Raw genomic sequence first — 12,728 nt, 5'->3', positions numbered from 1 at the left:
GCTTCCCTCCCCTCAACTGATCTTAGCGAGTAGAATACAGATTACTGCCCGCATTGACGACAGAGCCTTTTCCTACGACATAATGGTCCTCAACCACAGTTATTCCTGCCTGGTGTACAATAGTGTCTTTTTCGATGCCTATGGAACAATAGCTCATAATTTTAGCGTTTTCTCCGATAATAGTTTTATCAATCTTGGAATGGACACTTACCCTGGCATGAGGCAATAAAATTGAATTCTTCACAGAGGAACCTTCACCGACGTAGGCGCCGGGGGCTAGAATCGAATAACTGACGTCTCCTAGCACCACACAACCATTACTAATGAGGCTGTTGCTTATTTTGGCCTTCGGGCCGATAAATTGGGGCGGTAAAATGTCTTCATTGGAAAACACCCTTAGGGCGGGATCAAAGAGATTGATCGCTTCTTCTCCTTCAAGAAATTCCATATTAGCGTTGTAATAACTTTCGATGGTGCCTACATCTCTCCAATAGCCTTGAAAGTTATAGGCATATAATTTTCTGCCTTGTTCAATTTGCTTAGGGATAATATTTTTCCCGAAATCATTTTCGGAGTTCTGATCCAGAGCATCTTCAAACAACGCCTGTTTTAAAACCGGCCAATTAAAAATGTAGATTCCCATGGATGCTAAATTGCTGTCCGGATTCGCTAGCTTTTCAGTGAACTTAATAATCCGCCCGTCCTTATTCGTGGTCACGATTCCAAAACGCGCAACTTCCTCCCAGGGTACTTCAATCGTTGAAATAGTAATCTCTGCACCCTTTTCCTTATGATAATTCAGCATGGAAAGATAATTCATCGTATAAATATGATCCCCTGAGATAATGAGCACATAATCCGGATCATAGAAGTTGATAAAATTTAAATTTTGATATATAGCATTTGCTGTCCCTTTGTACCAACTTAATTCATGTTCGCCTACATAGGGGGGTAAGATATGAACGCCGCCGAAAGGATTATCGAGATTCCAGGCAGAACCCAAGCCAATATACGAATTAAGCAGGAACGGTTTATATTGAGTGAGAACTCCTACGGTATGGATATTAGAATTCGCGCAATTACTTAAACTAAAATCAATAATTCGGTACTTGCCGCAAAAAGATACCGCGGGTTTGGCAATATTACGTGTCAGGCTCCCTAATCTGCTTCCCTGTCCGCCTGCCAAAAGCATGGCAATACACTCTTGCTTTTGCATACTTCTTCACCTTTCTCTCCGCTTCCCGCACCTACAATACTAACTCAAATATAAGAATCAAAACGACGAGTATTAACCTTCCAAATCTGTTTGGCATATTCTCTGATAGTCCGATCACTGGAGAATATGCCTGATTTGGCGATATTGAATAAAGACAAACCCTGCCAATGCTTTTTATCAGTGTAAGAACATTGCAGCTTTTTATAAGCTTCGAGGTAAGTATCGAAATCTCGCAAAACAAAGTAGTCATCATTGTACAGCAGCAGGGAATCAAAAATTACCCTGAATTCTTCACCGGCTGTTTCAAAAAAACCGTTGACCAATTGATCAACACAGAGCCGCAAACTCTGATTTGAATAATAAAGATCTAAGGATTTGTACCCCCCCTCACTGGAATAGCGCAAAACTTCTTCAGCCGCTAAGCCAAAGATAAAAATATTTTTTTCTCCCACAGCTTCTTTGATCTCTACATTTGCTCCATCTAAAGTCCCGATGGTAATGGCGCCATTCATCATAAATTTCATATTCCCGGTACCTGAGGCTTCTTTGCTGGCGGTGGAAATTTGTTCACTGATATCGGCGGCCGGATATACCAACTCTCCTAAAGAAACATTGAAATTCTCCAAAAATACAATTTGCAGTTTTTCCCTAACTCTTGACTCCTTATGAATCTTTTCAGCCAGAGTATTGATGAGTTTAATGATGGTTTTAGCGTAGTGATAACCCGGAGCTGCTTTTCCTCCGAAAATAAAGGTATGAGAGCCTGGCAAAGAATTGGGGTTCTCCAGAAGTTGATTATACAGATGCATTATTTTCAAAATATTAAGCAGCTGCCGTTTATAAGCATGGATTCTTTTGACCTGGACATCAAACATTGACTGAGAATCAAGGTCTGAGCCCTGGTTCTCCTTAACATACTTAACCAATTGAGTTTTATTATGAGATTTTACTTGGGCGAGCTTCTCTAAAAAACTTGCATCCTCCCGATAAATAAGAAGGTTCTCTAACTCCTCAGCGTTTTTCTTCCAACCGGGTCCTATGGCTTCCGTAATAAGAGCGGATAACAAAGGATTCGCCGCTAAAAGAAATCTCCGATGGTTAACACCGTTCGTTTTGTTGTTAAACTTATAGCCAAAAATCCGAAAATAATCGCTGAAGACCCGTTGCTTCAAAATCATGGTATGTAACGAAGCAACACCGTTCACTGACGAACTGCCGATAACCGCTAGGTTAGCCATTTGAATATGACCGTCGGCAATGATCTGGGTGTTTTGGATAAGCTGTACATCGTCTATAAATTGTTTAGCTGTACGTTCTTTAAATCTTCGGTCGATTTCTTCCACAATCATATAAATTCTCGGCAACAGATTCTTAAATAAATTCACCGGCCACTTTTCCAAAGCTTCTGGCATAATCGTATGATTGGTGAAAGAAATTGAATTCACGGTTATATTCCAAGCCTGGTCCCATCCCAAGCCCTCTTCATCAATTAGGATACGCATCAATTCGGGAATACAAAGCACTGGATGAGTATCATTGATATGGATTGAGACCCACCGGGAAAAGTCTCCCAAGGGAAAATTACGTTTTTTAAAGCTGCGCATGATTGACCCTAATCCTGCCGCTACAAAAAAATATTCCTGTTTTAATCTTAACTCCTTGCCTGACCGGCTGCAGTCATCAGGATAGAGAATATAAGATATAGCTTCAACTCCGGATCTTAAACTGACTGCCTGATTAAAATCCCCGCGATTGAAGGAAGCGAAGTCCAATTCATTGCTGACCGGCTCAGCGCTCCATAGTCTAAGATTATTGATATTAGAGGGATTATCATAGCTCATGACAGGGATATCATAAGGAACAGCTAAAACTGGTTCATAGTCTTCATGATAAAAGACTAATTTTCCGTCAGCACATTCCGTTTGAACATTACCTTTAAACTTCACTACAACACTCTTATCTGCCCGTCGTATCTCCCAAGGATAGTCATTTTTCAACCAATTGTCGGCCAGTTCCGTCTGAAAACCATTTCTGATCTTTTGCTCAAACAACCCGTATTTATAGCGAATACCATTGCCATGTCCAGATATCCCCCCAAAAGCCATGGAATCTAAAAAACAAGCCGCTAATCTGCCAAGGCCGCCGTTGCCCAAACCGGGATCAGCTTCCTGCTCCAGCAAGTCGTCAAGATTAATGTGTAATTCGGCTAAACTTTCTCTAACTAGTTCCTCTACTTCCATATTGACCAAGTAATAACGGAGAAGCCTGCCGATCAAAAACTCCATGGAAAAATAATAAACTTGTTTCGTAGATATTGAATTCTTAGTCAAGGCCCGGTTAAAGCTGATCGTTTCTTTCAGCAGCAAAACCAACGTTTTATACTTATCCCACAACGAACTTTCATCTAGGGTAATACCTTCTGATTCGCTGATTTTTGTAAGGTATGCCAGTTTAAAACTTTCCTTGCTCGCAAACATGAAACGCCCCCCCGCCTTAATTTGTATTTATATTGAGGTTTGAATATGACGGTTGCCAACGGAGGAACTTTTATTCTTAAAGAAACAGCCCGACCATGCCACGGCACCTTCTCTGAGGCAATAGGTTTTTTATTCAGACAGTTGGAACCTCCAAAGCTATCCTGATCTGAATTGAAAAGTTCCTGATAGATTCCTCTTTGGGGAATTCCTATACGAAAATCCCTATAACTAACCGGCTGAAAATTGATCACTATAATAAGAAGATCCTTAGGATTCTTCCCTCGGCGACAGAAGGCCAAAATGCTTTGGTTCTTGTTATCCGCATCAATCCACTCAAAACCCGACCATTCCCGCTCATTTTCCCAGAAAGCCTTTTCCCGCTGATAAAGTTTATTTAGCTCTTTAACATAGGCCTGAAACTTTTTGTGCATCTCGTAATCTAAAAGCAGCCAATCTAGTTCCGCATCATAACGCCATTCAATGAACTGGGCTATCTCACCCCCCATAAACATTAACTTTTTTCCAGGGTGCCCCATTTGGTATCCCAGCAAATTTCTTAAACCGGCAAATTTTTGCCAATAGTCCCCAGGCATTTTATTGAGAAGAGACTGTTTCCCGTGAACTACTTCGTCATGAGAAAGGGGCAAGACAAAATTCTCCGAAAAGGCGTAGGTTAAGGAAAAATTCAAGAGGTTATGGCAATCTTTCCGGCAGAAAAAATCTTGCTGCATATAACGCAGGGTATCGTTCATCCACCCCATATTCCATTTGAAGTTATAGCCTAAACCATTGACATAGGTAGGATAAGTTACTAAAGGCCAATCCGTCGCTTCTTCGGCAATCATAAGGATTCCGGGGAAATCCCGAAACACAACTTCATTTAATCTTTGCATAAAGGCAATGGCTTCCAGGTTTTCTCTCCCTCCATTGCTATTGCGTTCCCAACCTTTATCCGGCTTTTCAAAGTCAAGATAAAGCATGCTGCTGACGCCATCCACACGAAGACCGTCAAGGTGGAATTTTTCCAACCAAAAAACTGCATTGGAGATAAGAAAACTCCAGACTTCGGGTTTAGAAAAATTGAAGTTATACGTTCCCCATTTTCCATGTTCATCTTTCTCATAAAGCGAGGACCCATTGAACTTTCCCAAGCCATGACTATCCTTGCAAAAATGTCCGGGAACCCAGTCCAAAATGACCCCAATCCCTGCTTGATGACAACAATCAATAAAATACATAAAATCATGAGGAGTTCCATAGCGGCTTGTACAGGAATAATAGCCGGTTGCCTGATAGCCCCAAGAACCGTCGTAAGGATGCTCCATCAGAGGCATAAGTTCAATATGGGTATAGCCCATCTCCAGAACGTAGCACAACAATTCTTCCGTCAAGTCTGCCCACTGAAAAAAACTTCCATCTGTTTTTCGGCGCCAAGATCCTAAATGAACTTCATAGATAAGCAATGGTTTTTCTTGGGGGCAACTTTTTTCCCGTTGCGAAATCCAGGCTTGATCCTGCCAAGGATATCCCTCCAGGGAGTAAATCCGAGACGCCGTTAACGGCCTATGCTCAGAATAGAAGGCAAAAGGATCTGATTTGAGAAATAAATCACCATTTGGGGTCACGATTTCAAACTTATATAATCCCTTGAGTCGCTTAGGAATAAAAAGAGTCCATACGCCTGTAATTCCGGTTTCCAACATGGCATCCCGTTTTGACTGCCAAAGGTTAAAATCTCCTACAACGCAGACCGCTTTAGCCCCCGGTACCCAAACCACAAAGAAGGTTCCCGTCTTCCCCTTCTGTTCGATGATATGAACCCCAAACTTTGTATAAGCGTTGTAAAGTTCTCCCCTGTTAAACAGGTATATTTCTTCTATATTTAGAAAAGGCAAATTTTCCATAGTTCACAACCCAGCATTGTTTGTTATTAAATGTATTCTACGATTTTAAAAATATTAGTTTTTATAGTAGTTAACAGAAACTTAAGACCCCCCCTTAGTGTCTTTTCAATATCTCCTGATTACTCCCTTATTCACAGTAATTCATTTTCTTTGGATTAGGTAATGGTGTGACCTAACATGATACTTAGCTGGCGCTAATATTATTACGCTATAACTTATTCAAGAAATATATGCCTCATCGCTAAGCTATAAATATTAAACTTAAAATCTATATTCTTCCTAATTAAATCCTAATATTTACACAAATGTAAGTCTATAGATTGTCAATAGCTTGGTAATTTATCCTTTAGATCATTAACATATAAGCGAAAGACAAAAGAAGGCCAAATCCTTATTATTTGGCCTTCTTTTGTCTTTCAGAATCGAGTTTTGCTAAGCATCTTCACACTTTCTCAACGTATACTCCAAAAAAAATTCACATTTTGAACCTTTTTGCTTCACAACTTTGAGTTATCCTTGAGTAGTAATCAACAACGTCGATTTTAAAAACTTATATCTGCAAGGTAATAAAATTTATGACTTATGAACCACTCGGATCGACATATAGCTAATTTTAATTGGGAGGAATTAATCATGGACGAAGAAATCCGCTTAACTAAAACAGATGAGGTGCAGCCTGAAGTGCAGCCTGCAGAAAGCACTAACCTAAATCAAGATACTAACTTAAATCAACCGAACAATTCAAACCAGGAGTATAATTCACGATTTACTCCGCCTCTGTCCGGCAAGAAAAAACTTCCCGGAAGATTTGCTGTTACGGCTGGGCTTTGTGTCATGAGTGCCGTCATTGGAGCACTGAGCGCAGTGGCTGTAGTTCCGGCGATTTATCCTACAAACGCTTTAACTACCACCGCCGCTCCCTCTGCTTCTGCAAAAACAACGAGCTCCATTGCTCAAGTTTCTACTGCTTCTTCCTCAAATCAGACTAATTTTCCCGTTTCTGAAATCGCTAAAGAGGTAGGTCCCGCAGTGGTAGGGGTTTCCAATTTCCAGTCCAGCCAAAGTGTCTTCGGCAGCAATACAAATCTCCAGGAGGCCGGCAGCGGTTCAGGATTTATTATTGATGCCCAAAAAGGATATATTGTTACTAATAATCATGTCATCGATGGGGCACAGAAGATCACCGTGAGCTTAAGCGACGGACGCAATGAAGTGGCAAAGGTCGTGGGAGCTGATCCGCGCACAGATCTTGCTGTTTTACAAATTCCCGACACGAAAAACCTGACTGCAGTCAAGTTAGGAGATTCGAGCAAACTAGAAGTCGGAGAACCCGTTGTGGCCATCGGTAATCCCGGAGGTGCCGAATTTGCCCGTTCTGTGACCGCTGGCGTTGTTTCAGCTACAGACCGTACCCTTGACATCCAAGGAGAGTCCAGTTTTAATCTCATTCAAACGGATGCGGCAATCAATCCTGGAAACAGCGGCGGACCTCTTGTAGATTACCAAGGAAACGTTATCGGCATAAATTCTGCCAAATACGCAGAATCCGGCTTTGAGGGAATGGGCTTCTCAATCCCCATTTCCGATGCTCTGCCCACAATACAACAATTGATTAAGACCGGTGTGGCAACACATCCTGCCCTTTTAGTGACCACAAATGATCAATATCTTTCTTACGCTCAAGACAATAACCTTCCTCTGGGTGCCTATATTTCCAGTGTAACCCCCAATGGTCCTGCTGATAAAGCCGGAATCATCAAAGGTGATGTCATCACAAAGATCAATGATGCCCAAGTTCAAAGTTCTGCGGACCTGGTTCATGAACTCTATAAATATTCTGTGGGCAGTAAAATATCAGTAACCTTCGTGCGTGACGGCAAAACAAAAACCGTTCAAGCAACTCTTGGGGAAATCTCTTCAAATCAATAAGTAAATTAACTGACAACTCTATCCCACCGAAAAAAGTGAGACGGTAAACCCAATTATTGAAGATGGTCTTTTGATGAATGTATACAGCCCAAGGTTATATTTTCTGACAGTATAAAGTAAAGCATGGTACTGTGCCAAAACTTGTTTGCCCGCATTGCATTCCAACTATTGCTTCCCTAATCACTAAAGAAAGGCGTTGTCACTCCACTATAGCAGTGAAATGATAACGCCTTTGGCTATTTTGCCCCACCTTTTGTTTTCCGAGTTAAGTTTTTACACAACCCCTTAAACTTTTCAGCCCTCATGAACGTTCCTCAATTTTCTTCCTATTATTATGTCGCATGTGCTCTGGAAACCCAGACTATATGACCTATAAAGTTTCCTAACGGCAATGCTCATCTAACCAAAGGATGATATCATTCATAACTTCTTCCCGATTGGTCTCATTCAGCATCTCATGACGTCCATCTTTATACAATCTGTAGGTTACATCGTGAAGACCCAATTTCTTATACGTATTGAATAACTTTAAAATTCCCCGACCGTTTTTACCGACAGGATCTTTTTCCCCTGATACTATATAAACCGGCAACTCTTTAGGCACCAAGGCCAGATTAGGCTTATGTTCAATTTCTTTAAGTCCTGTCAGTAAATCCTCAAAGAAGCCTGCAGTAAAAGTTGTTCCGCAGAAAGGGTCTTGGATGAACTTATCTACTTCCGCCGTATCCCTGCTTAACCAATCAAATTTCGTTCGATTAGGTTTAAAACTCTTGTTATAACTCCCTAAGGTCAAATTAGTAAGTTTCTCGCTGCGGGCCTTTCGTCCGTGTTTCTTAGATTCAGCTTTGGCAAGGCATATCCCCAAGGAAAGCAGGATTCCTTGCCTGCCGTTGGAGCCGGATATGATTACCCCCTTTAGCCTCCGGCCATAGAGCATGATATATCTTTGAGTTACGAAAGAACCCATGCTGTGACCAAAGAGAAACAAAGGCAATTCAGGATGATTCTGTTTGATAATCTCACTTAGTTGATAAAGATCTTCAACAAGCCATTTAAACCCTTCCGATTCGGCCAGAATACCAAGATTCTCAACGGTCTTTGCGGTTTTTCCATGGCCGCGATGATCATGGATATAAACAATATAGCCGTGATCCGTCAATTTCTCAGCAAACCTTTCATACCTCGCGCCCGTTTCTGCCATACCATGAGCTATTTGCACGATGCCTCTGGCATTGGTCATTTTATCCGGCATCCATGTATAAACAAAGATTTCTGTTCCTTCTTGGGACTTGAAGGTAAAATTCTGCGAAATCACAAAGATTCCTCCGATCTATTAAACATCAACTCCTTAATTCGCTTTTCTTAATATATTTCCTTCAAAATAATACTTTTTCAATTATCCACCCCAGTGATAAAAATTCGAATCCTCTTCTTTGGCGATGTCAGAATGTCCGTAAAGCGCTAAACAGGGCCTAGGATCACTCTCAAGATTCACTTCCGGCGTCGGGGCCTTGGAAATATTAACTGAAGTATAGAGAGGCGTTAGGGCATAAAGGTCTTCCATTTGAGGATTGTCTAAACGAATGCAGCCTAAAGATACATCCTTACCAATACTATCGGGGGAATTCGTACCATGAATAGCAAAGTTGGGATTCGACAACTCCATACCCCTTGACCCATAGACGTTGTCCGTCTTAGGCACCCATTTATCAGGATTCACAATTTTTTTAGTAATTTGTAATCTTCCTTCAGGAGTTAAATCGTTTTTCCCCAAAGCGACCGTATACTTCCTTATTGGTTCGTCCCCCGACATAACGCAAAGCTCATGGTTTATCTTATTAATACTGATCTCCAGCGGAGCAAAGGGAAGGTTTATACCTTTGGGAATACTGGGTTTAATCGCTTGTTGAACGACAGAAACTAAATCCATATTAGAGGAGACCACGGAAGGGAAAAAAAGCCACCCCGCATCTCCCGAGGGAGAGGTTGTGACGTTATTTTTCATGTTATAAGGGTTTTTCGGCAGCTCTGATAAATAATTATTAGGATAGGCTTGGGTTAAGATCGTCAAATCTTTGGGCATATATCCATTCTTTCTGATAAATTGGTATAAAGCACTTCTAATGACCGTCGTTGCCTCCAACAATTGAGAGTTTTCTTCTGTCTTCAGGTCAGTAATAGGGTCAGAAGGATAGACATAGACTTCGATCTCCTTATCTTCGCCCTCCCAATAAGCAATTCCTACGTCTTTTTGATCTTCGTCCACAGCCACTACCAGCTTACCGGCCTGGGGGTTTTTATCATAATCTCGTTTCATGGTTTCCATAAGCTGATTTACTAGGAGTTGTTTACTTATATTCCGTTTTACCTGAATAGTGATCGGCTCAAAGTCTGTCTGCGGGAGGACTAAATCCTTTTTCTCAACGACTTCATAGGGCAGCAAATATGTATATCGCTGATTCTCAAGATAGGTAGTTGAAGACCTGTTGTAAATTAGGAAAGCTATTAATAATAAGAGTCCGATAATTACAGATAAAAAGAAATATATAAGCGCCTTACTACCCCGAGTTGATTTTTTGTTTAGTACCGTTAATCTTTTTTCAGTCGTTTTAATTTCTTCTTGCATTCTTAAAGTCTCTGCCCTAGCCTTCAAATATCCCTTGCCAAAAGATTTCTTCAGTAAATCAAAAGCCTCATTAATCACTCTGCGATAAGTGCTTAAATATGCTTCCGTATTGGTTATCATGTATTTTTCTAAATTGTTTTTAGCAATTTGCTCAATTTCCAAAGCCACGTGATACATGGCCTCTGCATCTTCTGGTTTTCTTTTTAAGAGTTTACGCCAAAATAACGGATCGCTCTTTGCCAAGAAGTAACCAGGGGATACCGGTATAAGGTTGTCCTTTATCTTGAGTCTGGAAACAGGTTCCAAAAATGCCCCCTCCTCATTCATACGTCACTCATAAACATTATTCAAGAGCTCGTACAATAAGAACTTGGGTTTTTTTTGAAAATAATTACGATATCCTCTACAATATAATGTCGGATTATGTTATTGTTGAACCTAGATAAACTAAGGAGGAATAACAATGCTGGAAATCCAGAATGTGTCTCTGGGCCTCAATGAGGATAAAGGGGTCGAAATCCTCAAAGAGATTAATTTGAAGTTTTTTGAGAAAAAAATATATGTTATTACCGGACCCAATGGTGGGGGGAAATCTTCTCTAGCCAAATTAATTATGGGAGTTTATAACCCTACTGCAGGAAAACTTTTACTTGATGGACAAGATATTACGAACCTGAGTATTACCGAAAGAGCCCGTTTGGGAATAGGATATGCCTTCCAAAATCCACCCCGCTTTAAAGGGATCAAAGTAAAAGAACTCCTTAAAATGGCAGCTTCGCATAACCCCGAAAACATAAATATTTGTGATTTGCTCTTTGATGTAGGGCTATGTGCCCAGGATTATCTCAACAGAGATGTTGATACCAGTCTATCCGGCGGCGAAATGAAACGAATTGAAATCGCCACGGTACTCGCCCGAAACCTTAAGCTGGCGGTGTTTGACGAACCGGAAGCTGGTATTGATTTATGGAGCTTCCAGAAGCTTGCCGAAACATTCAAAAACATTCATCTGAAATACGATACCACAATCGTGATTATCTCTCATCAAGAACGCATTATGGAATTGGCTGATGAAATTATTTTATTGTCTGGCGGAAGGATTAGTGAGCAATCCGAACGTGACACAATTTTAGCCAAAATCCTAAATAACGATTCTTGTCTTTGCGGTTCAAACTGCGCGAAAGGAGTTAATCAAAATGCTCAATGCGCTGGATAAACAAATGTTAGAGAAGGTGGCAGACCTTCATGAAATACCACAGGGAGCTTTCAATATTCGCAAGAATGGTGCTGGCGTTCAGAGAAATACTACCGCCAATATCGACATCGTTACGAAAACGGATAAACCCGGCATTGACGTAATCGTTAAACCGTATACTAAAGGCGAAAGTGTCCATATTCCTGTAATTGTCACTGAAGAATCAATCAATGATGTCGTCTATAACACCTTTGAAATCGGGGAATACTCTGATGTCGTAGTTGTTGCAGGCTGCGGAATTCATAATTGCGGAAGCCACAAGTCCCAACACGACGGAATCCACAATTTCTTTGTCCGCCGCGGAGCAAAACTTAAGTACGTCGAAAAACACTACGGCCAGGGAGAAGGAACCGGTGAACGGGTTCTTAATCCCAAGACAATCATTGAAGCCGAAGAGGGTGCTGTGGTGGAACTTGAAATGGTTCAGATCAAAGGAATCGACCACACAAAAAGAGACACCGAGATTCGGCTTATGGATAAGGCTAAGCTTGTCATCACTGAACGTCTTCTTACTAACAAGGACCAAGATGCGGAGTCTAACATCACCGTTGAATTAATAGGGGCAGATTCTTCGGCCCAGATTATCTCTCGCTCCGTCGCCCAGGACAATTCCAAACAGGAATTTTATTTTGACTTAGTTGGACGCAATAAGGGCCGAGGTCATATTCAATGTGATGCTATCATCATGCACAATGCTCAAGTCCTCTCTACTCCGAAAATTTCCGCCCATCACAGTGAAGCACAATTGATCCATGAAGCCGCCATCGGCCGAATTGAATCAGAACAATTAATTAAGCTGATGTCCCTGGGATTCTCAGAATCGGAAGCAGAGGATACCATCCTTAACGGTTTCCTAAAGTAACCAGCCTTAACTGAATTAATTGCATTATAAGCGGTTGCCCCAAAAACAGGCTGAAGAACTTTTTTAGTTCTCCAGCCTGTTTTTTCTCTAGTTAAGCAGAGCCCTATCCCGCAAATACAGTAGTTGCCCTAGGCTATAAGTGCGTGGGCAGTTTTTCGGGCGCAGTCGCTGGGCTTTTCTGGGCTTTTCTGGGCTTTTCTGGTCCTTTCTTTCTTTTCTTTTCTTTGTTTTGCTCTTTATTGCTTTTAACTATTTGTTTAAGAAGTTGGTTTGAGAAATTAGGGTTTGAGAAATTGTAGTATTACACAGTAAAAAAGTATTGTCTGTTTCAAACTCACCTGTTATAATCTTAACAAGCTTGCTAGCCAAAACTTAACAATTTATTGCAAGTCCCTAGAAGTTCACTGGTAGAAAGGAAGGATGGTAGAACGGAAAATCCGATTGCCTTTTGATCTTTAA

Annotated in this window: 8 protein-coding genes; 3 read left to right on the top strand and 5 right to left on the bottom strand. The window is 41.1% G+C overall.

The window, feature by feature from the left end; genetic code table 11:
* Positions 1-22: 22 nt before the first annotated feature.
* Genes DESACI_RS04770 through glgB form a run of 3 tightly spaced genes read right to left on the bottom strand, consistent with a single transcriptional unit; the run spans position 23 to position 5,597 of the window.
* Positions 23-1,216, bottom strand: coding sequence for a glucose-1-phosphate adenylyltransferase (locus DESACI_RS04770; protein WP_014826040.1), 1,194 nt, complete (start codon positions 1,214-1,216; stop codon positions 23-25).
* 44 nt (positions 1,217-1,260) lie between these two features.
* Positions 1,261-3,693: a glycogen/starch/alpha-glucan phosphorylase gene (locus DESACI_RS04765; RefSeq protein WP_041275966.1), complete on the bottom strand. Its 2,433-nt coding sequence runs from the start codon at positions 3,691-3,693 to the stop codon at positions 1,261-1,263.
* Positions 3,621-5,597, bottom strand: a complete 1,977-nt coding sequence (glgB, locus tag DESACI_RS04760; protein ID WP_014826038.1) for a 1,4-alpha-glucan branching protein GlgB — start codon at positions 5,595-5,597, stop codon at positions 3,621-3,623. Before glgB ends, DESACI_RS04765 begins: the two co-directional genes overlap by 73 nt.
* 633 nt (positions 5,598-6,230) lie before the next feature.
* Between glgB and DESACI_RS04755 the strand changes: the two genes are divergently transcribed.
* Positions 6,231-7,526, top strand: coding sequence for a S1C family serine protease (locus DESACI_RS04755; RefSeq protein WP_014826037.1), 1,296 nt, complete (start codon positions 6,231-6,233; stop codon positions 7,524-7,526).
* 382 nt (positions 7,527-7,908) lie between these two features.
* Here the strand turns inward: DESACI_RS04755 and DESACI_RS04750 are convergent, their stop codons facing one another.
* Positions 7,909-8,841 (bottom strand): alpha/beta hydrolase, encoded by a 933-nt coding sequence (locus DESACI_RS04750; protein WP_014826036.1) that lies wholly within the window; start codon positions 8,839-8,841, stop codon positions 7,909-7,911.
* An 81-nt stretch (positions 8,842-8,922) separates the two neighbouring features.
* Positions 8,923-10,458, bottom strand: coding sequence for a L,D-transpeptidase (locus tag DESACI_RS04745; protein ID WP_014826035.1), 1,536 nt, complete (start codon positions 10,456-10,458; stop codon positions 8,923-8,925).
* 157 nt (positions 10,459-10,615) lie between these two features.
* Between DESACI_RS04745 and DESACI_RS04740 the strand changes: the two genes are divergently transcribed.
* Both DESACI_RS04740 and DESACI_RS04735 read left to right on the top strand, forming a co-directional pair.
* Complete coding sequence (locus tag DESACI_RS04740; RefSeq protein ID WP_014826034.1) at positions 10,616-11,368, top strand: ABC transporter ATP-binding protein; 753 nt, start codon at positions 10,616-10,618, stop codon at positions 11,366-11,368.
* Positions 11,349-12,269 (top strand): SufB/SufD family protein, encoded by a 921-nt coding sequence (locus DESACI_RS04735; RefSeq protein ID WP_014826033.1) that lies wholly within the window; start codon positions 11,349-11,351, stop codon positions 12,267-12,269. Before DESACI_RS04740 ends, DESACI_RS04735 begins: the two co-directional genes overlap by 20 nt.
* The last annotated feature ends 459 nt before the right edge of the window (positions 12,270-12,728 follow it).

Origin of the sequence: Desulfosporosinus acidiphilus SJ4 (assembly GCF_000255115.2) — a bacterium.
Lineage (GTDB): Bacteria > Bacillota > Desulfitobacteriia > Desulfitobacteriales > Desulfitobacteriaceae > Desulfosporosinus > Desulfosporosinus acidiphilus.
Note: the sequence above shows the minus strand (reverse complement) of the source record. Positions and strands in the feature narration are given on the sequence as shown.